Annotated in this window: 18 protein-coding genes and 1 pseudogene; 16 read left to right on the top strand and 3 right to left on the bottom strand. The window is 68.0% G+C overall.

The genetic code is table 11. The features are described from left to right. Positions 1-162: 162 nt before the first annotated feature. Positions 163-999, bottom strand: coding sequence for an enoyl-CoA hydratase/isomerase family protein (locus ACE37B_RS09405; protein ID WP_409923065.1), 837 nt, complete (start codon positions 997-999; stop codon positions 163-165). Positions 1000-1191: 192 nt separating this feature from the next. Here ACE37B_RS09405 and ACE37B_RS09400 point away from each other — a divergent pair, with 192 nt between their 5' ends. The 6 genes and pseudogenes from ACE37B_RS09400 (at position 1192) to ACE37B_RS09375 (ending at position 7153) form a co-directional block, all read left to right on the top strand. Beyond that, positions 1192-2106 (top strand): carbohydrate ABC transporter permease, encoded by a 915-nt coding sequence (locus ACE37B_RS09400; protein ID WP_409923064.1) that lies wholly within the window; start codon positions 1192-1194, stop codon positions 2104-2106. Beyond that, complete coding sequence (locus tag ACE37B_RS09395) at positions 2103-3128, top strand: carbohydrate ABC transporter permease (RefSeq protein ID WP_409923063.1); 1026 nt, start codon at positions 2103-2105, stop codon at positions 3126-3128. Before ACE37B_RS09400 ends, ACE37B_RS09395 begins: the two co-directional genes overlap by 4 nt. A 43-nt stretch (positions 3129-3171) precedes the next feature. Beyond that, positions 3172-4731: an ABC transporter substrate-binding protein gene (locus ACE37B_RS09390; RefSeq protein WP_409923062.1), complete on the top strand. Its 1560-nt coding sequence runs from the start codon at positions 3172-3174 to the stop codon at positions 4729-4731. A gap of 71 nt (positions 4732-4802) precedes the next feature. After that, positions 4803-5330 (top strand): annotated as a pseudogene (locus ACE37B_RS09385) (peptidylprolyl isomerase); the annotation flags it as partial. 51 nt (positions 5331-5381) lie between these two features. Further along, positions 5382-6587: a winged helix-turn-helix domain-containing protein gene (locus ACE37B_RS09380; RefSeq protein ID WP_409923663.1), complete on the top strand. Its 1206-nt coding sequence runs from the start codon at positions 5382-5384 to the stop codon at positions 6585-6587. Positions 6588-6670: 83 nt separating this feature from the next. Continuing rightward, positions 6671-7153 (top strand): DUF1499 domain-containing protein, encoded by a 483-nt coding sequence (locus ACE37B_RS09375; protein ID WP_409923061.1) that lies wholly within the window; start codon positions 6671-6673, stop codon positions 7151-7153. Between the two features lie 57 nt (positions 7154-7210). On the opposite strand, the gene ACE37B_RS09370 is transcribed toward ACE37B_RS09375, so the two are convergent. Continuing rightward, the gene (locus tag ACE37B_RS09370) at positions 7211-8086 is read right to left on the bottom strand and encodes an oxygenase MpaB family protein (RefSeq protein WP_409923662.1); all 876 of its coding nucleotides are present in this window, start codon (positions 8084-8086) and stop codon (positions 7211-7213) included. 97 nt (positions 8087-8183) lie between these two features. On the opposite strand from ACE37B_RS09370, the gene ACE37B_RS09365 reads away from it, so the two are divergent. Genes ACE37B_RS09365 through ACE37B_RS09355 form a run of 3 tightly spaced genes read left to right on the top strand, consistent with a single transcriptional unit; the run spans position 8184 to position 11659 of the window. Then, the gene (locus ACE37B_RS09365; protein WP_409923060.1) at positions 8184-9584 is read left to right on the top strand and encodes an AI-2E family transporter; all 1401 of its coding nucleotides are present in this window, start codon (positions 8184-8186) and stop codon (positions 9582-9584) included. Then, a complete protein-coding gene (locus ACE37B_RS09360; RefSeq protein ID WP_409923059.1) occupies positions 9577-10581 on the top strand; it encodes an asparaginase in 1005 nt (334 codons plus the stop codon). The genes ACE37B_RS09365 and ACE37B_RS09360 overlap by 8 nt, the downstream gene beginning before the upstream one ends. A gap of 49 nt (positions 10582-10630) precedes the next feature. Then, positions 10631-11659: an MBL fold metallo-hydrolase gene (locus ACE37B_RS09355; protein ID WP_409923058.1), complete on the top strand. Its 1029-nt coding sequence runs from the start codon at positions 10631-10633 to the stop codon at positions 11657-11659. A 32-nt stretch (positions 11660-11691) separates the two neighbouring features. On the opposite strand, the gene thpR is transcribed toward ACE37B_RS09355, so the two are convergent. Then, complete coding sequence (thpR, locus tag ACE37B_RS09350; protein WP_409923057.1) at positions 11692-12195, bottom strand: RNA 2',3'-cyclic phosphodiesterase; 504 nt, start codon at positions 12193-12195, stop codon at positions 11692-11694. A gap of 114 nt (positions 12196-12309) precedes the next feature. Between thpR and ACE37B_RS09345 the strand changes: the two genes are divergently transcribed. From ACE37B_RS09345 to ACE37B_RS09315, 7 genes are all read left to right on the top strand, one after another. Next, positions 12310-13185: an ATPase gene (locus ACE37B_RS09345; protein ID WP_409923056.1), complete on the top strand. Its 876-nt coding sequence runs from the start codon at positions 12310-12312 to the stop codon at positions 13183-13185. Further along, positions 13185-13850 carry a nickel pincer cofactor biosynthesis protein LarB gene (gene larB / locus ACE37B_RS09340; protein WP_409923055.1) on the top strand — a complete coding sequence of 222 codons (666 nt, stop codon included), beginning with the start codon at positions 13185-13187 and terminating at the stop codon, positions 13848-13850. The genes ACE37B_RS09345 and larB overlap by 1 nt, the downstream gene beginning before the upstream one ends. Continuing rightward, positions 13847-15022 carry a nickel pincer cofactor biosynthesis protein LarC gene (gene larC / locus ACE37B_RS09335; protein ID WP_409923054.1) on the top strand — a complete coding sequence of 392 codons (1176 nt, stop codon included), beginning with the start codon at positions 13847-13849 and terminating at the stop codon, positions 15020-15022. The genes larB and larC overlap by 4 nt, the downstream gene beginning before the upstream one ends. Positions 15023-15473: 451 nt before the next feature. Then, positions 15474-16454 carry a hypothetical protein gene (locus ACE37B_RS09330; protein ID WP_409923053.1) on the top strand — a complete coding sequence of 327 codons (981 nt, stop codon included), beginning with the start codon at positions 15474-15476 and terminating at the stop codon, positions 16452-16454. 111 nt (positions 16455-16565) lie between these two features. Next, positions 16566-20027 carry a choice-of-anchor Q domain-containing protein gene (locus tag ACE37B_RS09325; protein ID WP_409923052.1) on the top strand — a complete coding sequence of 1154 codons (3462 nt, stop codon included), beginning with the start codon at positions 16566-16568 and terminating at the stop codon, positions 20025-20027. Positions 20028-20099: 72 nt separating this feature from the next. Beyond that, the gene (locus tag ACE37B_RS09320) at positions 20100-21038 is read left to right on the top strand and encodes an acyl-ACP desaturase (RefSeq protein WP_409923051.1); all 939 of its coding nucleotides are present in this window, start codon (positions 20100-20102) and stop codon (positions 21036-21038) included. A gap of 120 nt (positions 21039-21158) precedes the next feature. Beyond that, complete coding sequence (locus ACE37B_RS09315; RefSeq protein ID WP_409923050.1) at positions 21159-25616, top strand: M36 family metallopeptidase; 4458 nt, start codon at positions 21159-21161, stop codon at positions 25614-25616. Positions 25617-25618: the final 2 nt, after the last annotated feature.

The following is a 25618-nucleotide window of genomic DNA, read 5'->3' as shown; positions in this document are numbered from 1 at the left end:
TATCGGGGCAGTGCGACAACGGCCGGTCGTGCTCGCGTTCAGCGACGGTCAAGTTTCACCGCCCAGTCGGGAATATCTCGAGGGGCGATCCGTCGCGGACCGGCACCGCGCTGGCACCGCGCCGGCACCGCGCCGGCACCGCGCCGGCGTGCTGGCGCTCCTTCACCGGAATGACGGTGGGCGTCGTTCCAAGAACGCCTGGACGGCCTCTCGATGCTCGGGCGTGCGATAGGCCGCGCCGAGCGCTCGCAGTTCTCGCCGCTGCACGAGATCGAGGTCGGGCTCACTGCCGTTTTCGGTCAGCAACTGCTTGACGAACCGCAGCGACGGCGGGGCGTTCTCGGCGTAGCTGCGCGCTCGGGCCGTGGCCGCTGCGACCACGTCGTCGGCGAGTTCGTCGACGAGGCCCAGTTGCAGCGCCTCGGTGCCGAGCACGGTTCGGCCCGACAGTGCGAGGTCGGACGCGTGGCCCCAGCCGCATCGCTGCACGAGGAAGTACGACGATGCCAGCTCCGGCACCACGCCCATCTTCACGAATCGTGCCGAGAGCTTCGCATCGGGATGCGCGACGAGGAAGTCCATCGACAACACCAAGGTGAGCCCGACACCGATCGCTGCGCCGTTGATCGCGCCGACGACCGGCTTCGACGCCCGCATGAGCGCGACCCAATCCTCGCCGCGCCCTGCCTCGCCCGCCGTCTCGTCGGCTGTCTCGCGGCTCCCTTCGTCGGTCGGATCACCAGGTCCGTCGGACTCGTCGAGCTGGGAGGCGAACACTTCGCCGACGTCGGCGCCAGCGCAAAAACCCCGGCCCGCGCCGGTGACGACGAACGCGCCGACCGACGGGTCGACGTTGCCCGACCGAAACGCGTCGGTGAGTTCGGCGCTCATCCGCGGCGTCCAGGCGTTGAGCTTGTCGGGGCGGTGGAGGGTGATCACGCGGACGTCGCCGTCGTCGTGCACGGTGATCTGTTCGTACTGCGGTTCGTGCTGGTCCATGTGCGTCTCCTGCTGGCGTGCGGCGGATCGTGGCGTCGAGTCTCCCCGATCCGATGTGAGCGGGCTGCACCGGAGGGATGTCCCGGTGTCACACCGGAGCGGCGCCACGGTGTGACACCTGGGCCAGCCTCAGCGCTGGTCGTTCATCTCGAAGTCGCCGAACGTTCAGGCCCGAAGTCGTACAGTCGTGGCATGTCCGGGACGCGACGCTCGTGGAAGTGGCGCGAGCTCTCTCTCGCTGCTGCGATGCTGGCGCCGTCAGCGCTGATCCTGAGCGTGTTCATCGTGTACCCGCTCGCACGTGCCGTGTGGCTTGGCCAGCAACGTTGCGATGCGTTCGGCAACCGCTGCACGTCGAACGGATTCGACCAGTATCTCGACCTGTTCTGGTCCACGGAGTTCCAAGGTGCGCTGTGGGTCACCGTCAAGTTCGCGCTGATCTCGGTGCCGCTCGGCCTCGTCCTCGGGGTCGGACTCGCCGTGCTGGCCGACAAGTACCTCTCCGGGCTCGGCATCTTCCGCACGGTCTTCTCGTCGACGATCGCCACGTCGGTCGCGGTGGCGAGCCTGATGTGGCTGTTCCTGCTGCAGCCGTCGGTGGGTGCGCTGGCGAACGTCGAATGGTTCAACTCGCTGTTCCCGTCGGTGCGCGATCCGGGATGGCTGCGCGACTCCGGCACCGCGCTCACGTCGGTCGCGTTGTCGAGCGTGTGGGCGGGGCTCGGCTTCACCTTCATCTTGGTGACGGCGTCGTTGCAGTCGGTGCCCAGAGAGTTGCACGAGGCAGCGGCGGTCGACGGTGCGACGGGAACGATCCGCTTCTGGCGCATCACCGTGCCGATGCTCGCTCCCACGCTGCTGTTCGTGATCATCGTCTTGACCACCCGCGCCTTCCAGACGTTCGGCGAAGTCGACCTCTTGACCAACGGCGGCCCCCGACCGCAGAACTCGACCACGACGGTGACGTACTTCGTGTACGGCGAGTCGTCGGTGTTGTCGAGCGATGCGGGCCTGCAGGCTGGCGGCGCCGTGCTGTTGTTCGTGATCCTGCTCGTCCTGTCGGCGTTGCAGCTGCGCGGTCTCGGACGCCGGGTGGACTTCGCATGAGCGCCGTCACGAACCCGGCGTCGGAATCCACGCCGAGACCGACGCCGAAACCGGACTCGATGCTGACATCGGACCTGACATCGAAACGGAAATCGAAACGGAAATCGACGCCGGACTCGACGGCGTGGAAGACGCCGAAGCGAAACGCGTGGGACGATCCGCGAGGGTGGCGACGCATCGGTCGCTACGCCCTGCTGATCGGCGTGTCGATCGTCGTGCTCTTTCCCGTGTACACGACCGTGATCGCTGCGTTCAAGCCGAGCAACCGCCTGTTCGACAACCCGTTGCTGCCCGACGGATTCACCCTCGATCTGATCCGCGAGGCGTGGACGTCGGGTCGACTGGGCACCTACCTGTGGAACTCGCTGCTCGTCGCGACCATCGTCACCTTCGCGCAGGTGGCGACCTCTTTACTCTCTGGCTACGCGTTCGCCTACCTTCGGTTCCCCGGTCGCAAGCTCGTGTTCCTCGCGTTCCTCGCCACGCTGCTCGTGCCCTTGGAAGCGACGGTGGTGGTCAACTTCGACACGATGCAGTCCCTCGGCGACGGCGTCACTTTGCCGATCCTCGGTTGGACGCTGCCGACGTGGCTCGGGGGCCTCAACACCTTGCAGGGCCTCACCGTGCCGTTCCTGGCGACGGCGTTCGGCACGTTCTTGATGCGCCAGGCGTTGCTGTCGTTGCCGAGCGACCTGCGCGACGCGGCGCGCATCGATGGCATCGGGCACCTCGGCTTCATCCGACACGTGGGCATTCCGCTCGTCCGTCCGACGTTGGCAGCGTTGGCGCTGTTCAGCTTCTTGTCGACCTGGAATCAGTACCTGTGGCCCAGCCTGGTCATCAGCGACCAGGATCGCCACACCGTACAGAGCGGTCTGCGACTGCTCAGCAAGTCGAATCTCGATGCACCCAACCTCGTGATGGCGGGCACGATCATCGCTGCCGTCCCGATCCTGATCGTGCTCGTCGTCTTCCAACGCCAGTTGGTCCGCGGCCTCACCGCCGGTGCGGTGAAAGGATGATCTCGGTGCCCGTCACCTCTGTCAAGCCCCATAGGAGTCCTCGATGAAATCTCTCGCCATCTTGAGCGTCGCTGCGCTGCTCGCTGCCGCCTGCAGTTCGGGAGACTCGGCGCTCGATGCCGGCAATGACACCGGCAATGACACCGGCAATGACACCGGCGCCTCGACGCAGCCGTCGACCCCCGACCCCGACAGCGGGACGGACCCCGGCCCGACGGACGACGAGCCGACCACGACCGAGCCGACCACGACCGAGCCCGGCCCGACCACGACGGTCGCTCCGCTCGCCGATCTGGCGCCGTGCCCCGTCGAGGCGCTCGACGCGGCGGACGGGCCGGTCGAGATCACCTTCTGGCACGGCATGGCGAACGAACTCGAGACGGCACTGATCCAGACCGTCGACGACTACAACGCGAGCCAGGATCGCGTGATCGTCGACCTCCAGAACCAGATCAGTTACGAATCGACCATCGACAAGTACATCCAGTCCGGCGAAGGCGCTCGCCCCGAGGTGGTGCAGTTGCCCGAATACGTCGTGCAGTCGTTCGCGCAGTCCGACACATTCGTGCCGGTCGAAGCGTGCATCGAGGCGAGCGGGTTCGATCTCTCCGCGTTCGTTCCGGGCACGCTGAGCGCCTACACCTTCGAGGGGATCCAATGGGGACTGCCCTTCAACGTCTCGAATCCGGTGCTGTTCTACAACCGCCTCATGTTCGAGGAGGCGGGGCTCGACCCCGACGATCCGCCGGTCACGCTCGAGGAACTGCGCGCCGCATCGCAGCAACTCGTCGACAGTGGCGTCGCGGGCGTGGGGATCGCGCTCGACTCGGGACGCGACTCGGGCGGCGGATGGTTCTTCGAGCAGTGGTTCGCTCGCGCCGGGGAGTTGTATGCCGACAACGACAATGGCCGGACGGCGCCGGCGACGCAGGTGCTGTTCGACAGCGAGTTGGGTGTCGAACTGCTGACGTTCCTCCAAGACCTGATCGACGACGGGCTCGCTGCGACGGTCGGCGACAACGCCGGCGGACAAGACACCTTCTTGCGGATGATCGATCAGACCTCGCCGGCGGCCATGACGATTGCCACGTCCGCCGCGATCTCCAGCGTCATCGCAGCGCTCGGCTCGGGTCTCGGTGGCGACCTGACCGAAGCCGACATCGGCATCGGCTCGATGCCGGGTCCGAGCGAAACGCCAGCCGCACAGGTCGGGGGAGCATCGATCTGGCTGCCGGCGGGGCAAGGCGATGAGGAGACCGCTGCGGCGTGGGACTTCCTGCAGTATCTGGTCGACCCGCAGACACAGTCGACGTGGTCGGCGGGCACGGGGTACATCCCCGTGCGCACCGACGCGCTCGAACTCGACCCGATCGCTGCCCGCTACGACGACGACCCCCGGTACCGGGTCGCCTACGACCAGTTGCTCGCCTCGGGCGACGGCGCCGCGGCCGCCGTTCCGGCGCTCGGCCCACAGCGCGAGGTGCGCGCCGAGACGGCAAATGCGATCGCGGCCGTGTACGCCGGTGCCGACGTGGTCGAGACGCTCGCCGCGACCGCCGCAGCGGCCAACGCCCTCATCGAGAGCTACAACGCCCGCAACTGATCGCCGAACGAGCGAGGGAGTGACGATCGCTCGGGCCCGACCACCCGCGTCGGTCGGTAGGGTGCGGCCCCATGGCAACTGCATTCCCGCCCCTCGACGGATCCGCCCCCAAGACGCAGGAGTTCTCTGCGCCGCCGGAGATGGGGATCGACCCGTCGAAGCGGTACACGGCCAAGATGGACACCACCCTCGGCGAGATCGTCATCGCGCTCGATGCCGTCAACGCACCGTCCACGGTCAACAACTTCGTGTTCCTGGCGCTCAACCACTACTACGACGGCGTGATCTTCCATCGGATCATCAACGGCTTCATGTGTCAGGGCGGCGACCCGACCGGAACCGGCCGCGGTGGCCCCGGCTACCGCTTCGACGACGAACTCCCGAAGCCCGGCCAGTACCAGATCGGCTCGGTGGCGATGGCCAACGCAGGGCCCAACACCAACGGCAGTCAGTTCTTCATCGTGTCCGGCTCGTCGGGCGTCGGCCTGCCGCCGGCCTACAGCCTCTTCGGGCAGGTCGTGAAGGGCCTCGACATCGTCGACACGATGCAGAGCGTCGCGACCGACCGCAGTGACCGTCCGCACGACGACGTCGTGATCAACTCGGTGCAGATCACCGTCTCCGACGACGAACGGCACCTCGGCCCCTCCGTGGCGACGACGCAGATCTCGAAGTCACAGGCGCGGCGCCTTGCGCTGCACGCGCAAGGTTTCAATGACGGCCGACCGACCGGACGCGTCGATCGGCGGCATCTGCGTCGCGTGCTCGGTCGCATCGGACTGATCCAGATCGACTCGGTCAACGTGTTGGTGCGCAGCCAAGAGTTGCCGCTGTTCGCTCGACTCGGAGCACATCCGCGCACGCTCATCGCCGATGCCACCGCAGCCGGCGAACTGTTCGAGTACTGGGTCCACGAGGCCTCGCATGTGCCGGTGGAGCAGCACCCGCTGTTTCGCTGGCAGATGGGGCGCAGCGGTTGGAAGGCGTTCACCGACCTGCAGGAGCGGCGGCCGCGCTTCGTCGAATCCGTACTCGCTCGAGTGCGCGACGACGGTCCGCTCGTCGCCAGTGATCTCCGCCAGCGCGAGGGCCCGAAGGGGCCGTGGTGGGACTGGGACGACGGCAAGCTGGCACTCGAGTACCTGTTCCACTCCGGCCAGGTCACCGCGACTCGACGGGCCAATGACTTCGCTCGCCTCTACGACCTGACCGAACGGGTCATCCCCGCCGAGATTCTCGATCTCCCGACGCCGAGCGAAACCGAGGCGCGCAAGGAACTCGTCGTGCTCGCCGCTCGCTTTCACGGCATCGGCACGGTGACCGACCTGCTCGACTACCACCGGCTCAATCGCCCCGCGACGCGGCCGCTGGTTGCGGAGTTGATCGAGGAAGGTCGACTCGTCGAGGCGCAGGTGGAGGGCTGGAGCCAGCCGGCGTTGCTGCACCCGGAGGCGCACCTCCCGCGCTGGGTCCGGGCCCGAGCCTTGCTCAGCCCGTTCGATCCGGTCGTGTGGGAGCGCGACCGCGCAGAGCGGCTCTTCGGCTTTCGGTACCGCATCGAGATCTACGTCCCCCGCCCGAAGCGACGCTACGGCTACTACGTGTTGCCGTTCCTCCTCGGCGACGAACTCGTCGCACGTGTCGATCTGCAAGCGGATCGATCTGCCTCTCGGCTGCTCGTGCACGGCTCGTTCGGCGAGCCAGGGATCGCGGTGGACGTCGTCGCAGGGGAACTCGCGGTCGAGTTGTGCGACATGGCGTCGTGGCTCGGGCTCGATGCAGGTGTCGACGTCGCAGTGAACGGTGATCTCGCTCCGGCTCTCTCCAGCGCGCTCCAACGCTTGGAGCGGTCGTGATGTCGCTGGCGGGGCTGGGCATGGCGGCGCTGGGCGGGGCGTCGTGCGGCGGGGCGTCGACGTCGTGGCAGTAGTGTGACGCCATGAACGCCCTCGTCATCACGGCCGTCGTCACCCTGGCGTTGGTGGTCGGCGCAGCGATCGCGATCCGGCGCGCGGATGACTTGATCGAGCGATGGCATGCTGATCCGATGACGGCGGCGAGGCCGGCCACGCCCAACTCCTACCGGTACGCGCCGCTCGACGCCGATGCTCGAGCCGACGAGGAGTCGCCGGTCTACTCGGCATCGGTCGACGATCTGGCCCGAACCTTCGACACCGTTGCTCGATCCGACGCACGTGTGGACGTGTTGGCCGGCGCCGCGCTCGACGGGCACGTGACCTACATCCAACGCAGCGCGCTCTTCTCGTTTCCCGACTACGTGTCGGTGCGCTTCATCGACCGCGGCGATGGCACGTCGACGTTCGCTGCGTTCTCGCGTTCTCGATACGGCAAGAGCGATCTCGGGGTGAACAAGAAGCGCTTGCAGCGTTGGGTCGGCACCGTCGACCAGTCGCTCGGCTGACGCCTCGCTCGACCCCTCGCTCGACCGCTCGCTCGACCCCTCGAGTCGCCGGCGGGGTCAGGCGGTGTGCGTGTCGCCAGGAGCGATCGCCCAGCGCAGGGTCTTGGTCACTGCGTCACCGATCGCTCGGCCTGCCGTCGCCTCGGCGAGAGGAAGCCACGGGAGTCGCAACGGCCAGCGCGTCCACACCGGCATGAGTGACACCGCCGATGCAGCGATGAGGCCGTAGGCGGAGCGTCCGGCCAGCGGCAACGGCGGTTGGACGAGCAGATAGCGAGCGGCGTCGCGGGCCTCTGGTGTGCCTCGCAGTTCGGGTCGGTACGCCCGCAACTGATCGCGCAACCCCTGCTCGGACTGCGGCGGCGCGATGACCCCCAACGCCCGGGCGATCACGGCGGTGTTGGCCACGTACTCGTCGCGTTCGCCGCCAACCAATCGCCGTTCGCCGAATCGGTCGTGCGCGGCGAGAAAGCTGTCGATCTCGGCGAGGTGCACCCACCGCAGCAGGTGCGGGTCGTTCGCTGCATAGCGCTGGCCGTCACGCGTGGTGCCCACGACGTGTCGATGGACGCGGCGAACCACGTCGACGGCTGCCTGCGCTTGCGCGGCGGGTCCGAACGTTGTCGCCGCGAGGAAGTCGGCCGTGCGTTGCAGGCGTCCCCATGGATCGCTTCGGTAGTCGGAGTGCTGTGCGACCCCCGCCATCGCCCGCGGGTGCAACGACTGGAGGAGGATCGCGCGGAGCCCGCCGATGAACATCGAGGTGTCGGCGTGGACACGGCGGATCGGCGCATCGTCGTCGAACCACCCGGCTTCGTCGGTGTCGAAGAGCTCCGCGTGGCGTCGATCTGCATCGGGCCCGACGACGCGATCACGGATCTGTGCGCCCAGCCAGGATCGGAGGTTGCCGATGGCGCCGTCGGTGTCGGGCATCTCGGCAGCGGAATCGCGCACACTCGACGACGACATGTCGTCATCGTCTCATGCTCGACGATGTACCGTCGTTTTCTGTGAGAAGGTCGGCCTGAGCATGACATCGAATCCGCCATCCGATCCGGCACGTGACACCGCCAACGCCACCGCGCGACCCCGGAGCCACGAGCTGCACGACGACGTGTTCGACGAGGCCGACGAGGCCGACGAGGCCGCCGATTCACGGTGGGGGACGCGGGCTCCGATCGACCCCGAAACGGGTCGGCCCTACGACCGACGAACCACGGATCGAGTCTTGCCCAGGTGGGCGTTGCCGGCGATCGTCGTGTTCTGGGTGGGGTTCCTCCTCACGTTCGTCGCCCGCCACGTCTTCGACCGGCTGTCGGGCCTCTTCGTGCTGCTGCTCGTGTCGGTGTTCGTCGCGTTGGCGCTCGAGCCCGGTGTCAACAAGCTGGCGGCGCGAGGGTGGCGCAGAGGCACCGCGACCTCGCTGATCCTGTTCGGCGTGCTGGGGGTCGTGCTCTTGTTCGTGGTGGCGATCGGCACGTTGGTCGGTACGCAGGTCGCTGAACTGCTCTCGCAGTCCGACCGCTACATCACCGACACGGTCGATTGGATCAACTCGACGTTCGGTACGTCGATCGACCCGCAAAACGTGATCGACGACTTCAACGATCCCGACGGGCGGGTGCAGCAGTTCATCCAGTCACAGGGCGACGAGGCGGTACGGCTGTCGTTCACCGTGATCGGGGTGATCTTCCAGGGGCTGTCGATCATCTTGTTCACCTACTACCTGGTCGCCGACGGGCCACGGCTTCGACGCGTGATCTGCTCGCGCCTTCGTCCGGCTCGCCAGCGTCAGGTGCTTCAGGCCTGGGATCTCGCCATCACCAAGACCGGCGGCTACCTCTACTCCAGGGCGCTGCTCGCGTTGCTGTCGGCGCTGTCGCACTGGATCGTGTTCCAGGCATTGGGCACGCAGGCGCCGATCGCGCTCGCACTCTGGGTCGGACTGGTCAGTCAGTTCCTTCCCGTGGTCGGCACCTATCTCGCTGGCATCTTGCCGATCCTCATCACGGTGATCGACTCGCCGGTCAACGCCGCGATCGTGCTCGGCTTCATCGTCGTGTACCAGCAGATCGAGAACTACCTCTTCGCGCCGCGCATCACGGCCCGCACGATGGAATTGCATCCGGCGGTCGCGTTCGGTGCGGCGTTGGGCGGTGCCGCGATGCTCGGTGCGATCGGTGCGATCCTGGCGTTGCCCGGCGCGGCGATGGCGCAGGCGCTGGCGGGCAACTGGGGGCGCCGCTACGACATCGTCGACGACGAACTGGCAGCAGCGACGGCGCCGCCGGGAGCCAAGCGCGGGGTACCGTTCGGTCGTTCGACGCGTCGACGAGGCGAGACGAGCGCTGCCCACGAGTCGAGTGTCGACGGCGAACCCGGCGACGCGGCTGACCGCTCCGACGGTGACGAACCGACGACTCGTGAGTGACGACTCGGGCGTCGAGCGACACGGCACCGACGCGGCCGTCGTCGAGATCGACCCGTCCGCGGTGCAGTTGCTCGCGACCGCTGACCGCAACGGCGTGGTCGAGACGATGCACCACGGTGTCGCGATCGCGCTCGGCGTCGATGGCGAGGTCGTCGCGTCGCTCGGAGATCCGTCGGTGACGATCTATCCGCGGTCGGCGCTCAAGCCGTTCCAGACGGCTGCGATGCTGTCGTTGGGGCTCGACCTGCCGGATCGTCTGGTGGCGTTGGCAACGGCCAGTCACGCTGGAGCTCGACTCCACCTCGATGGCGTCGTCGAGATCTTGTCGAGTGTCGGCCTCGGCCTCGAGGCGCTCGGCAACACGCCCGATCGCCCACTCGACCCGACCGAACGAGAGGCCTCGATCGTCGCCGGTCGGTCACCGTCGTCGCTGCAGCAGAACTGTTCGGGCAAGCATGCCGCGATGCTCGTGACGTGCCGGATCAACGGGTGGCCGCTCGACGACTATCTCGACGTCGAGCACCCGCTCCAGCGGGCGATCGTCACGACCATCGACGGGCTCGGCGCCAGCGTTCGCCACATCGGTATCGACGGCTGCGGAGCGCCGACGCATGCGCTGGAGTTGGGCGAGATGGCCCAGGCGCTGCGACGTTTGGCGCTCGACGACTCGCCGGTGTTGGCGGCGATGTCGGCGTATCCGGAGATGGTCGCCGGCCGCACGCTGGACGACACGATGTGGATGCAGGCCGTTCCTGGCCTGGCGGCGAAGCGCGGGGCGAACGGCGTGATGGCGCTCGTCCGGACCGACGGTCGCGCTGCGGTGCTGAAAGTCGCCGATGGCTCCGATCTCGCTCGGCGGGTCGCGACGGTCGAAGCGCTGCGTCACCTCGGTGTCGACGTCGACGGCGAGCATCGAGCGACGACGGAGCAGATGGCCGCGCCGGTGCTCGGCCATGGCGCACCGGTCGGCACGCACCGTGCGGCCCCCTGGAAGTAGCGACCGCTCGGTCTTCACACGGATGCCGTGGACGTGGTCAACTCGGCGCATGGACTTCGTGACACTGGACGACGACGACTTCACCTACGGGGCGGCCGACGTCGTCGTCGACGGGGTCCGCCGGGTCATTGCCGAGAACCCCTCGAAGTTCACGTACCGCGGGACCGGCACCTACATCATCGGTTCCGGCGACGTCGCGGTGATCGACCCGGGTCCGTTGCTCGATGCGCACCGCGACGCGTTGCTCGACGCGCTCGAAGGCCAACGCGTCCGAGCCATTCTCGTGACGCACTGCCATGCCGACCACTCACCCTTGGCGGCGTGGCTGAAAGAACAGACCGGCGCGCCGACGATCGCGTTCGGGCCACACGGCGCGGCGACCGAGGAGTGGGACATCGGGTCCTTACCCGAGGACTTCGGCCGACCGGATCCCGATGACGAGGAGCAGCGACAGGAGGCCGACGGAGGGCGCGAACGCGACGCCGAGCAGGGCGGTACCGACGCCGACGAACCGAAGATGGAGGAGAGCACCGACGTCGACTTCGTGCCCGACGAGGTCGTGGTGACCGGCGACGAGGTGTTCTCGTTCGGGCGCTTGCGGATGCGGGCGATCCACACGCCAGGTCACACCTCGAACCACACCTGTTTCACCCTCGACGACGGTGAGACCCGCTCGATCTTCACCGGCGACCACGTGATGGGGTGGAGCACCACCGTCGTGTCTCCACCGGACGGCGACATGAACGCCTACATCGAGTCGCTCCGCTTGGTCGCGGGTCGCAACGATCATGTCGCGCTGCCGACCCACGGGGCTCCGGTTCCCGATCCGTCCGATTTCGTGCGACAGCTCGTCGAGCACCGACTCGATCGCGAGCGCCAGGTGCTCGAGGCGGTCCGCTCCGGGCTTCACTCGATCCCGGCGATGGTCACCGACCTCTATGCGGCCGTGCGTACCGAACTCCATCGCCCCGCCGGGCACAGCGTGCTCGGCCACCTCGTCAAGCTCGTGGCCGACGGTCGCGTCGAGGCCGACGGCGGCGGCCGACCACGCCTCGACGCAACGTATCGAGCGATCTGAGACGTGCTCGCTGTCGGGTTCGCGGGCGTGTGTCAGGCGGTCGGGATCGGCCAGGTGCGAAGCGTGTCGTAGCGCGGGCCGTCGGGGCGCAGGGTGCTCTCGACGAGGGCGATCTCGGTCGGAGACCATGCGGTCTCGATCAGCTCGCCGAGTGCGCGTGGCATGTTGGCGCCCCGCTTCAGGCGAGCGATGGTGACGTGGCCGAGGAACCGTTGCCGGACGGGTTCGTCGCCCAGTTGGCGGGTGACGCGGACGACCTCCGCGGCCAGATCGTCGGCACCGGCGGCTGGGACGAACAGCGTGCGACCGTTTCCGACGTCGACGGCAGGTCCCAGTCGGACGATCGTGTCGCGCAGGTCGGCACGATCGAGGGCCGCCGCCGTGTCGTTCGGGTCGGCGTTGCCGAGGAAGCGGAGCGTCACGTGCCAGTTCTCGGGCGGGACGAACCGCGCACCGACCTGGTCTTTGCGGTGGAGTGCTTCGAGGGTGGCGATCACGCTGTCGGGTGGCCAGAGGGCGACGAAGAGGCGACTCATGTGCTTCGTAGTCTGGCCCGCGTCGACGCGACCGACCACCGGGTGGTGCGCTGCGCGTCGTGACTCCGCTGGTCGGTTGAGGAACCGGTGGCTCCGTCCGTCACACTGGTGCCCGTGAACGTGTCGATCGGCCGCCGACCCGATGCTGCCGCGGCACTCGACCGCCTCGACGAGGTGCTCCGCTCCATCCCTTCCCGGATCGTGGCGTGCTCGGGTGGCATCGATTCGCTGGTACTCGCCACCGTTGCCCATCGCAGCGATCCCACCGCGACCATCGTCGCCCACACCGTGACCCCGGCGGTGCCCGGTGAGGGCACGGCGCGGGTGGTCGACTACGCGGAGCGCGCGGGGTGGGAGCTGCGGATCGTCCGTTCCCGCGAGTTCGACGACGAGCGGTATCTCAGCAACCCGACCGATCGCTGTTACTACTGCAAGAGCAATCTGTACGACGCGATCGCCGAGCTGCGCGACGCCGCCGGTGCCAGCGCCGGTTCCGACGTTGCGCTGCTGAGCGGCGCGAACGTCGACGACCTCGGCGAGTATCGACCGGGCCTGACCGCCGCCGCCGAGCGAGCCGTGCGTCATCCGTATGTCGAGGCCGGGATCACCAAGGCCGAGATCCGGGCGATGGCTCGCGAGCTCGGCGTCGCCGATGCCGACCTCCCGGCGTCGCCGTGTCTCGCCAGTCGCCTGTACACCGGCACCCGTGTGACGGCGTCGCGGCTTCGGGCGATCGAGGCCGGAGAAGCTCTGGTCCGCGCGGTCACCGGCGTCGAGGTCGTCCGCTGCCGAGTTCGTGATCGTTCGGTGCTCATCGAGGTGGGTCCCGCTGATCGTGCGATGATCGACGATGCCGTCATCGCCCGGGTCGCTGCCACCATGTCGGCGATCGAGCCGACGATCACCGACGTTCGTCTCGACGAGCGTGACTACGAGCCTGGCCGAGCGTTCATCGGATCCGACACCACACTGCGAAGCGAGGCGACCTGATGCACCAGCACGACCACCTGCGACACGAGCGCATCGGCATGCCCGAAGCGGTCCTGTGCGGGACGAAGTCGGTCGACCAGTTCGTGGCGATCGTCACCGAACTCGCGGACACGGTCACCGAACCCCGGCTGCTGACGAGAGTGCTACCCGAACAGCTCGCCGCGCTCGACCCTGCCATCAGGTCGCGTCTCGACGTCGACGAACTGTCGGCCACCGCGTTCCTCAACGGGGTGCAACCACCGCGTCCCGGTCGCGTCGCAGTCGTCGCCGCCGGTACGTCCGACGCATCGGTGGCCGTCGAGGCGGTCCGGACGCTGGAGTTCAGCGGTGTCGAAGCCCAGTTGATCGTCGATGTCGGCGTGGCCGGTATCTGGCGGTTGGATGCGCGTCTCGACGAGATCCGCGCCGCCGACATCGTGATCGCCGTCGCCGGGATGGATGCAGCCCTCGTGTCGGTGCTCGGCGGCCACGTCGGGGCGCCGATCATCGGCGTGCCGACGTCGGTCGGCTACGGCGTCGCAACGGGCGGAAACGCCGCGCTGCACAGTGCCCTCGCAAGCTGTGCGCAGGGCGTGGCCGTCGTCAACATCGACAACGGCTTCGGCGCGGCGTGCGCAGTGGTGCGGATGCTGTCGCTGTTCGGGCGGAGTCCGCGTAGCGAATGATCGTCTGGCTCGACGGGATGGCGGGTGCCAGCGGCGACATGCTGCTCGGCGCGCTCGTCGATGCCGGCGTGCCGCTCGAGGTGGTGCAGGCTCCGATCGATCGGCTCGACCTCGGCATCGTGCTGCGCGTCGAACCGGTCACCCGTGCGAGCCTCGGTGCGCTGCGGGTGCACGTCGACGTGCCGGTGACGCGGACGATGCGTCACCTCGACGACATCGAGCGGCTGTTCGAGGTGCTCGACGACCCGGTGCGTTCGATGGCGATCGCGGTGTTTCGGCGACTGGCGCACGCGGAGGCTGCGGTGCATCGGACCTCGCTCGCCGACGTTCACTTCCACGAGGTCGGGGCGCTCGATTCGATCGCCGACGTGGTCGGGGTGTGCGCTGGCGTCGACCATCTGCGCTCGGTCGTCGGGGTGTCCGCGATCTGCTGCTCGACGTTGAGCCTCGGCAGCGGCACGACACGGGGCGCGCACGGTCCGATCCCCGTGCCAGCGCCAGCCGTCCTCCATCTGTTGCCGCGGGTGCCGGTGCAGGCTGGCCCTGCCCGGTTCGAGGCGACCACCCCGACCGGGGCGGCGCTGCTCGCCGAGTTCGTGTCGACATGGGGCCCGATGCCGCCGATGACGATCGACCGCGTCGGCATCGGTGCCGGATCGAAGGATGCCGATGAGGTGGCCAACGCCGTGCGCATCGTCGTCGGTCGCGAACTCGCCGAGCGACGTGACGGCGAGACGACGGAGGTTCGCGAGTTGGTGCAACTCGACGCGAACGTCGACGACATGGATCCGCGCGTGTGGCCGGTGGCGATCGACGCAGTGCTCGCAGCGGGTGCTCTCGACGCTTGGGTCGTGCCGATCGTGATGAAGAAGGGCCGCCCGGCGCACACGTTCAGCGCACTGACGGATCGGGCTCGTCTCGACGATGTACGTCGAGCGGTGTTCGTGCAGACCTCGACGATCGGCGTGCGCGAGCATGCAGTGGAGCGCCACGCTCTCGAGCGGTCGTCGGCCACGATCGAGGTCGACGGCCAACCGATCCGGGTGAAGCGCTCGATGCTCGACGGTGAGGTCGCCACCACGAGCGTGGAGTGGGACGACGTCGTCGCGGCGGCCGCCGTGCTCGATCGATCCCCACACGACGTCCTCGACGCAGCACGGCGGCACCTTTGATCCGTGCCGCCTGATCCGTGCCGCCTGATTCGTGCTGCCTGATCCGTGCTGCCTGATCCGTGCTGCCTGATCCGTGCTGCCTGATCCGTGCGCTCGATGCGCGTTCACCGATCGGCGATTCTCGACTCCGCCGCACTCGCGTTGCCTAGTTTCGGTGTCGGATCGCCATCGAGCAGGAACCGTTCGTGCCGATGTGGTCCGGGAGGGAATCGCAATGCAGCATCGTCGATCTCGTGGAGCCGTCGTGGTCACCGTGACGGGGTTGCTCCTCGCCGCGTGAGGGGGAGGGTCCGACGACTCGTCGGACGCGACGCCGGGGACCTCGGCCGACACCTCCCCGCCGGCCGTCACCGACGCCCCGTCCCCCAGCGCCGACGACACCGGCAGCGATGACGCCAGCAGCGATGACGCCAGCAGCGGCTACGAGCCGGGTCCGGTCGAGTTTCGTGCAGTGAACCTGCTCGACGAGCCTGTCGACGTCTACGTCCGGACGAGCGGCTTCGTCGAGGCGTTCTCGATCCAGGAAGATCTTGCTCCCGGCGAGGTGAGCAACGTGGCGGCACCGCCAGCCGACGGCGTGTTCCTCGTGACGCTGGCCGGCGCTGGCGACCCGACGTGCGTGGTGGGATGCGATCACTTCATCTCCGAGACCACGGCCTTTCAGACCGAGGGCCCGTTCCACACCGTCGTGCTCTACGACGACGAATTCGACAGCCCCCGTGCGTTCGATCTCTGGGAGTTGCCCACGCCGGACACGATGGTCGCAGCCAACGCAATGGTCCCCGCCGACCCGACCACCGGGCTCGCCGTGGTGACCGCAGTGGCAGCGACCGGCATCGACTTCGGCGTGCGCCTGGCGACCGATGCCGCCGAGGGCTGCCTCGAGCCGGTGAATGTCGAGGGCATCCTGATCGGCGGCAACCAGACGCCGGCATTCGACGTCGGCGCAGCGACGACCATCACGCTGCACGATCAGCCCGATCGGGACTGCAGCGGCGATCCGGTCGGCGGGCCCTTCGAGGTCGATGCCGGCCCCGGCGAGCGACTTCACGTGTTCCTCACCGGTGAACCCGGTTCGATGGACGCAGTGATCCTGCCGATGCTCGACGACCCGGCGGCCCCGCCTGTCGCCGACATCACGGACGACACCGCTGATGGCGCGGCAGTCGACACCGCTGACGATGTGCCTTCGGTCGCGGTCGCGGTCGACCTGATGACCGACGAGGTCGCCGGCGAGTTCGGTCTCGACGATGCCACCGCTCGCTGTACCGCCGAACTGCTCGTCGACGCATTGGGTGCTGACGTGATCGTGGTCGATGGCAGCCTCGTCGACCTCGACGGCCTGTCCGACGAATTCATCGAACCAGCCGGCCAGGCACTCGTGGCGGCCGTCGACGAGTGCGGACTCGATCCGGCCGTGTTCGGAGGCTGATCCCGCCACCGGCGAGGTCCGTCGACTCGCTCGACTCTCCCGCATCCACCATCGAGGGAATGGCAGAAACTGCGGAACCCGGGTGCCTCATCGCGTCTACGGTTTGCATCAGTGGTCAAACCGTTGACCGACAACTCAGGAGACGTGATGCACACCACTCGTCAGCAGCGTTCAAGCGCTCACATCGGCACGGCCCTGGCGCTCGCGGTCGGAGCCGGTGTTGTTCTGTTCGGGGCGCAGCCGGTGGCAGCAGCGTCGTTCGTGGTGACCACCGACAGCGCCACGCTCGACGGGACGCCGGTCGACCCGGATGGACCCGACGGCGAGTTGTCGTTGGCCGATGCCGTGTTCGCGGCCAACCTGACCGCGGATCTCGACACGATCACCTTCGCCGACGGCGTCACGTCGATCGACACGCTGGAGGTACCGGAGATCACCGAGGACCTCGTCGTCGAGGGACCCGGCCAGGAGCTGCTCACCCTGACCAGCACCGACGGCCCGGGCCTCGCCGTCGGCAACGGTGCCGATCTCACGCTCTCGGGTGTCACGATCGACGGCCCGGTCCGCTCCGGTGCTCCTCCGATTCGAGCCTCCGGGGTCGAAGCGCAAGACGCCGGAGCGGTCTCGGTGACCGATGTGGCGATCTCCGACGTCGACAAGGGCATCGTCATGCGCGACGCGATGTCGGCCGTCGACGACTCGCTGAACGTGAGCGGGGTGACGATCTCCGACGCCGAGGGCGCGGGCATCGAGACCTACGACGTCGACACGGTGACGGTCAGCGCCGCGACGATCGGCGGCGTGGCCGCCGGCGTCACGATCGACGCAGAGCCGGCCACAGCGAGCACCGTGTCGATCTCGGGCTCGCAGATCAGCACCGTGCCGGGCCTGGCGATCGAGGTCGAGAACGGCGACATGGTCGCCATCGCCGACAGCGTCATCTCGGGCACGGGCGGCATCGCGGTGACCGACGGTGGTCTGCAGGTCGGCGACGCCGCCACGTTCGGCACGCTGGTCGTGATCGACACGATCGGCTCGAACCCGGCGGTGTCGACCGGTGGTATCGACGACGTCGACCTCACCGATGTCACCGTCGGCCGAGCTGATGATCGTGGGGTCGAGATCGGCCAGGCGGTCACCGCCGACATGGCCGACGTCGAGGTGAGCGAGACCGCCCTCGAAGCGGTCCGAGTCGACGACTCGACCGACGTGGTGATGAACCGGGTGAGCAGCGCGCTGCCTCGCGTCGGAGTCATCGCCGGTTCGGTGGCGCTCGCCGATCTGGGCAGCGTCGACCTCTCCGAGATCACCGTGTCGGGCGCGATCGGCGCCGACGCCGCCGGGTTGATCATGGCACGGATCGGCGACGTCACGGGCAACGACATGGAACTCACCGGCAATCGCATCGGGATGCTGGCGGTCGACATGGACCAAGCGGAACTCGGTGAGGTCGACGCGTCCTTCAACGTCGACGGCGGCATCTCGATCTCCACCAGCGGCGACCTCGAACTGAGCGACGTGACCGCGTCGGGCAACGGCGTCGATTCTCCGACCGCGATCGGCGGCATCGTGATCAGCGACTCGGAGGTCGATTCGTCCGGGTCGATGACTCGCGCCACGATCAGCGACAACGAAGCCGCGACCTACGCCGGTGGCTTCAACTTCCTCGACGCGCAGGGTGACTTCGTGGTCTCGAACTCGACGATCTCGGGCAACTTCGGCGTGCTCGCCGACGCCGTGGGAGCGTCCTCGCCGTCGACCAACACCCTCACGATCACCGAGTCGGTGATCCGCGACAACATCGGTGGCTCGAGCGCGACGATCGGATCCGGAGGCGCGGCCGTGGCCATCAATCGCTCGACGGTCACGGGCAACGACAGCATCGTGCTCGCTCGGGCCGAAGCGAACGGAGCGTCCAGCGGGGGCATCGGCTTCAACGACTCGACGCTGACGGAGAACACGGTGTCGCAGGCGCTGTTCGACGTCGATGGTGCGTACGCCTTCGCCGATCGGTCGACCGTTACCGGGAACGCTCCGGTCGGGGCGAGCGTCGGAGTGTTCCACCGAAGCGGCGCCACTGGACAGATGCTGGCGACCGGGTCGATCCTGACCGACAACTCGATGCCGCTCACCGCTCCCGGTAGCACCGGGCCGGCACCGTCGGTCAACTACTCACTCGTTCCCGTCGGTACGCCTGCGGGCGGCACGGGCAACGTCGCCACCGACGAGCCGCAACTCGCTGCGCTCGCCGACAACGGTGGTCCGACGCTCACCATGCTGCCGTCACCGGCGTCGCCCGCTGTCGACGCAGGCGACCCGGCGGAAGCGTCGACCGCACCCGACCAACGCGGTTTCGATCGCATCGTCGGCGGTCGCGTCGACATGGGCGCGGTCGAGCGCCAGCAGTCGCCGTTCGTCGTCAGCCTGCCGCCTGCTCGTGTGCTCGAGACGCGGGCCGGCCCGACGTTCCGGACGATCGACGGCCAGTTCGAAGGGATCGGACGTCGCGCCGACGGGGCGCAGCTCACGTTGCCCATCGTCGGTCGCGCCGGGGTGCCCGCCGACGCGAAGGCGGTCATCATCAACATCACCGCCGTCGCGCCCGACGGTGTCGGCTTCGTCACGGCACATCCGTGCCTGGTCAACCCGCCGCTGGCCTCGTCGCTCAACTTCCGCCTCGACGCGGAGGCCGGCAACGAGATCGTCGCCGAACTGAACGCGGACGGCGAGATCTGTCTGTTCAACAGGACGAGCACTGATCTCGTCGTCGACGTCGTCGGCTACGTGCCCGCCGAGTCGCTGTACCGGCCGGTCGCTCCGGCTCGTTTGCTCGACACCCGCGACAATGGTGTGACGATCGACGGTCTCTTTCAGCAGACGGGCCAGCGCCCGTCCGACAGCCAACTGACGCTCGACGTCGCCGGTCGCGGCGGCATCTCGGCCAACGCTCGGGCCGTCGTCATCAACGTCACGACGGTGAAGCCGACCCGAGTCGGCTACGTCACGGTGCACCCGTGCCTGCCGACGGAGCCGACGGCTGCCTCGCTCAACTTCGCCGAGGGAATCAACCGCGGCAACGAGATCGTGGCGCAACTCGACGAGAACGGCCGACTGTGCCTCTACACGTTCGGCGCGACCCAGTTGGTCGTCGACGTCGTCGGGGAGTTGACCGACGAGTTGATCTACCAGCCGGTAGCTCCCGCTCGCCTGGTCGAGACCCGGTCGGCGCCCAACGTCTCGATCGACGGCGCACAACAGGCGCTGGGTCGGCTCGACGCCCGTGAGGTGCTGCGCGTCGAGGCAGCGGGTCGCGCCGGAGTTCCCGCCGATGCCAGCGGTGTGATCGCCAACATCACGGCGATCCGCCCCGAGGCGCGTGGCTTCATCACGGTGTGGGACTGCACGGGGACCATGCCGTTGGCGGCGTCGCTGAACTTCGCGCCGGGCGAGATCGTCGGCAACGAGTTGGTCATCGACCTCAACGCCGACGGCGAGTTCTGCGTGTTCACCAACCGGGTGACCGACCTCACCGTCGACGTCGTCGGCTTCCGCTCCGACCCGTCGAGCTCCTGAGTGCGGCCACTTTTCGGCAAAAGGTGACGGCGCGCCTCGACGCCCTACCTACTGGACGGTAGGCTGACCCTCGTGAACGACGAGCAGCTCATCGCCGAATTGACCCCGGTCATCGAAACCCTCCTCGAGCGCCACATCGCCGCCTCGAAGGAGTGGTTTCCGCACGAACACATCCCGCACTCGCGCGGGCGCGACATCGAGCCAGGCCACGTCTGGTCGGAGTCCGACGCCGAACTCGACGGCCACGCGTTGTCGCCGTCGGTGCGCTCCGCCCTGTACGTCAACCTGCTCACCGAAGACAACCTGCCGTACTACTTCCGCACGGTCGAGGCGATGTTCGGCAAGGAAGGCCCCTGGGGCGAATGGGTGCGCCGCTGGACCGCCGAGGAAGGACGCCACTCGATGGTGCTGTACGGCTATCTCGCAGCGACGCAGGCAGTCGACCTCGTCCACCTCGAGCGGGGGCGAATGGCGCAGGTGTCACGCGGTGAGACCCCGGCCCCGGCATCGATCCAGGAGGGTTTCGTGTACCTCGCGCTGCAGGAACTCGCAACTCGGATCTCGCATCGCAACACCGGCCTCCAGATGGGCGATCCGGTCGGCTACGACGTGATGAAGCGCGTCGCGAGCGACGAGAACCTGCATCAGCTCTTCTACCGCGACCTCGCCACCGCAGCGGTCGAGGCCGATCCGAACTCGATGATGATCGCGATGGAGAAGCAGGTTCGATCGTTCGCGATGCCCGGCACCGGGATCCCCGACTTCGATCACCACGCCGCGTTGATCGCGCAGGCCGGGATCTACGACCTGCAGATCCACCACGAGCAGATCCTCGCTCCGGTCGTGCTCCGCCAGTGGGACGCCGGCAACATCGGTGGCCTCACCGGCGAGGGAGCCGAGGCGCAGGAGCGGCTGATGAAGCGCATGGCCCAGAGCGAACGAGTCGCGCAGCGCTACGCGTCCAAGCGTGCCGCCGCGCAGGCCAAGGCCGCCGAACTCCAGACCGTCTGACCCGGCGGGATCGGAGCATCGAATTCGAGGCGATCCTGATCACGAAGTGAGTACAGTCTCGACTCGGGAGGCCGCACCTGGAGCGTGCCGAAACGGGATGGCAGGGCGATGCATCGAGCGGTGAAACGGGGAGGCTCGTTGCTGTTCGCAGCGGCCATGGTGTGGTCGGCGACCGGTGTCGTCTTCGCGGAGTCCACCACGGGTTCCCAGGGGCGTGTGCTCTCCGCTCCCCTCTCCGTTCCCGGAGGGGTCGCGCCGATCGACGCGCAGACCGCGATCGGGATCGCTCGAGGCTTCGTCGATCGCGAGCTGATGGCCGCACCCCGCGACGCTGGCGGCATCGTGGTCGAGCGCGGCTCGGTGGTCACCGACGACGTCCCCGCCGGCGACCCGTCCGACATCGGTCTCGCGGCGCCGCCCGCGTTCGACGTCGACGCGGCCGGTGCGGACGATGTGCTCGGCCCCGACCTCGGTCGACGAGCGGGCCCCGCTGCGCGCAACGCTCGTCCCGCCTCGCCCCCTCCGCCTGGCGACTTCCGGCTGAGCTCGGTGGTGCCGTCGAGCCACAACGGCGCGACGACGCTCTACCTCCAGCAGCAGGTCGACGGCATCGACGTGATCGGCGCGATCGTCAACGTCGCCGTCAGCTCCGACGGTGACGTGGTCGCGGCTGCCGAATCCGAGGTCGTCGTCGGATCCGCAGCCACCACCCGCACCGGTGGTGTGGACGGGGCGGCGGAGGCCGAGCAGTTGATCGAGTCGGCCGACTCGACACCGGCGATCGGCGTGCTGGGTGCAGCGGCGCTCGCTGCCGAAGCACTCGGGTGGACCCCCGCTGCCCCGTTCAGCGTGCTGTCCGGCCCATCCGGAACCGACCGATCGAGCACGCTGTCAGGCGGCGGCGTGTCGGCGGCGCCGATCCCGGCTCGACTGGTCTACGAACGCACCGACGAGCTGCGTCTCGCATGGGAGCTGACCTTCGACGCCGCGTCGATCGGCGAGTGGTGGCGGATCCGCATCGACGCCGAGACCGGCGACGAACTCAGCCGCTTCAGCCTGTTCGCCCATCACAACGACCGCACCGGCACGCCCACGGCGACATCCGACGATCTCCGCGTCGATGATGTGGCAATCGACGGTGTCGCGGTCGACGGTGTCGCGGAATCGCAGGACGCCCACGTCGCGCTCGGCGAGCGGGTGGCGCGGCCGGGCGCTGCGCCGCTGGCGGCGCCGCCCGGGTTCGTCGACGACGATTCGTCCTATCTCGTGTTCGCGAGCCCGGTCGAGTCGCCGATCCACGGACCGCAGACGCTCGTCACCGAACCCGCTGACGACATCGCGTCGCCGTTCGGGTGGCACGACACCGACGGCGTGTCCGGCCCGGAGTCGACGCTGACCGTCGGCAACAACGTCGACGCCGGCACCGACCTCGACAACGACAACGTGATCGACGTGGGCAGCCGCGTCGATGGTGGGGCGAGCCTCGATTTCGTTACTCCGTTCGATCCAGTGCTCACTCCGCTGCAGAAGCCGTACCAGGATGCGGCCGTCGTCAACCTCTTCTACTGGAACAACGTCACCCACGACTTCCTGTACGCCTACGGCTTCGACGAAGCAGCTGGCAATTTCCAGATGAACAACTACGGGCGCGGTGGGCTCGGTGGTGACCCGGTCGAAGCGCAGGCCCTCGATGGCTACAACGAGGGCACTCGGAACAACGCGAATTTCGCCACGCCGCCCGATGGTCGCGTGCCCCGGATGCAGATGTACGCCTTCGACGAAACCGATCCGGAACGGGCCAGCAGTTTCGATGCCGGGGTCGTCGCTCACGAATACGCGCACGGCTTGTCGACGCGCCTCACGGGCGGTCCGGCCTACGACGAGTGTCTGTCGAACGACGAGCAGCAAGGCGAGGGCTGGAGCGACATCATCGCCCTGCTGATGACGATGCAGGGTGACGACGCGGCCGACCGGGTGCGAGGGATCGGTACATATGTGCTCGGCGACCCGATTGATGGACTCGGCATTCGCGACCAGCGCTATGCCACCGACATGTTGACCAACACCTGGACCTACGACACGATTGTGGGCACCGGATCGTCACCGCACCGACTCGGCGCCGTGTGGGCGCAGATGCTCTGGGAGATGACGTGGCTCCTGATCGATCGGTACGGCTTCGATCCCGATCTGGCTCGCGGCTCGGGGGGCAACAACGTCGCGACGCAGCTCATCGTCGACGGGCTGAAGCTGCAACCGTGTCGGCCCGGCTTCGTCGACAGCCGCAACGCGATCCTGCAGGCCGACGCGATCAACAACGCCGGTGCCAACACGTGCCTGATCTGGGAAGCCTTCGCCAAGCGTGGACTCGGCGTCGGCGCCTCACAGGGCTCGTCGAACAGTCGTACGGACGGCGTCGAGGACTTCTCGGTGCCCGCGTCGTGTGACATCACGCTGGCGGTCGCCGCGCCGGACGAGGTCGGGCCCGGCGACGTGATCGTGTACGAACTCACTGCTCGCAACGACACGGGCTCGGACGTCTCCGACGCCGTCATCGTGGCGCCGATCCCGGCCGACACGACCTACGTCTCGGATTCCGCGACCTGCGACGGGGGAGGGATCGGCGTGGAGTCCGGCGGTGCGATCCAGTTCTCGCTCGGCACCCTGTCTGCGGGCACGTCGCGAGTCTGCGGGTTCGAGGTGACGGCCTCGACCGCCACGTTCGGCCGACGGCTGCTCGACGACGTCTTCCCGGGGACTCTCGGCAATTGGGTGCCACGGCGTGATGATGCGCTCGGTGTGGACGCTGATTGGGGGATCTTCACGTTCGACGACGGGTTCCAGGTCGCGAGCGCCTCGGTGACCGCTGCGGTCAGCGATCAGTACCTGGAGATGAGCGGGCCGATCGTTCCGGGAGATCGCACGGTGTTGACGGTGCAGCACTCCTTCGACCTGGACCGGTTCACCAACCAACTCGGCGCCGATGGCGGGGTCATCGAGATCTCGGTCGACGACGGCCCCTGGGTCGATCTCGGACCGCAGATGACACGCAACGCGTACAACCGCATGGTCGCTTCCGATCAGGGAAGTCCGATCGCGGGCCGCCCGGCGTACAGCGGGAGCGAGGCCAGTTCGTTGTTGATCGGGACCGACATCGACCTCTCGCCGTTCGCGGGCGACAGCGTCAGGGTCCGATTCCGACTCGCCAGCGATGCAACCGGAGCTGCTGGGGGGTACTGGGATGTCTACCGAGTGCTGATCACCGACGCCGAGGTCAGGGTGTCGATGAACACCACCCTCACGTATGCAGGTGGGAGCTTTGCGGCCGAGGCGTCGACTCGCGTCCAGGGCTCTGCTGCGATGACGCCCTCGACCAGCACCCCACCCACCTCGACCAGCACCCCGCCCACGACACCACCGACGAGTACCCCGTCGACGCCGCCACCGACGACACCACCGCCGGTGTCTCTCGGCGAGGCGTTCGACTCGATCGTGCCAACGCGGCTCGTCGATACGAGGGCGAATGGCGTGACGATCGACGGCGAGGAACAGGGTGAGGGTCGCCTGACGGGGGATTCCCAGATCGAGGTCGCGATCGCCGGACGATCCGGCATCCCGGCTGATGCCGTCGGCGTCATCGTGAACGTGACGGCGGTCGGTCCGCAGAGCAACGGTTTCGTCACCGTGCATCCGTGTCGCACGCCACGACCGGTGACATCGACGCTCAACGTGACCGCCGGGGTCAATCTCGGTAACGAGGTCGTGGCCACGCTGTCGGGCGAAGGAACGTTGTGCGTGTTCGCCAGCACGGGGATGGATCTCGTCGTCGATGCCGTGGGCTATCTCCCGGCGGTGAGCGTCCTGGAGCCGATCGGTCCGGCTCGACTGCTCGACACCCGTCCCGACGCTGCTGTCGGTGCGATGGAGCAGATCGAGGTGCCGGTCGTCGGTCGCTTCGGCGTGGCGAGTGGCACCGAGGCGGTCGTCGTGAACGTCACCGCGGTCAGGCCGTCCGGCACGGGTTTCGTCACCGTGCATCCATGTCTGATCGAGGTCCCCACCACCTCGAGTCTCAACGTCGTCGCCGGGGTCACGCGCGGCAACGAGATCGTGACTCGACTCGACGACGACGGCAAGCTGTGCCTCCTCGCATCGACCGAGACGCACATCACGATCGACATCGTCGGCGCCCTCCCGCCTGGCAGCGAGCTCACGGCGCTCGCACCGGCTCGGCTCCTCGATACCCGAGCGACGGGCACGACGATCGACGGCGTCGCCGAGGCGACCGGCCGCGTCGCGTCGGGCGAGGAGATCGTGGTGCGAATCGCGGGACGCGCCGGCGTTCCCGTCGACGCCACCGCGGTGTCGATCAACATCACTGCGGTGCGACCACAGGCGAGGGGCTTCGTCACGGTCTACCCGTGCGGTGCCGCGGTACCGAACGCCTCGAGCCTCAACGTCGAAGCAGGCGTCAACGGCGGCAACGATCTGATCGCCGGACTCGACCCCGATGGCGACCTGTGCGTCGTGACCAGCACGCCCACCGACCTCACGATCGACGTCACCGCCGCCATCACCTGACC

This window comes from Ilumatobacter sp. (assembly GCF_046290335.1).
Lineage (GTDB): Bacteria > Actinomycetota > Acidimicrobiia > Acidimicrobiales > Ilumatobacteraceae > Ilumatobacter_A.
The sequence above is the reverse complement of the archived record's forward strand: the minus strand, read 5'-3'. Positions and strand labels throughout refer to the sequence as shown.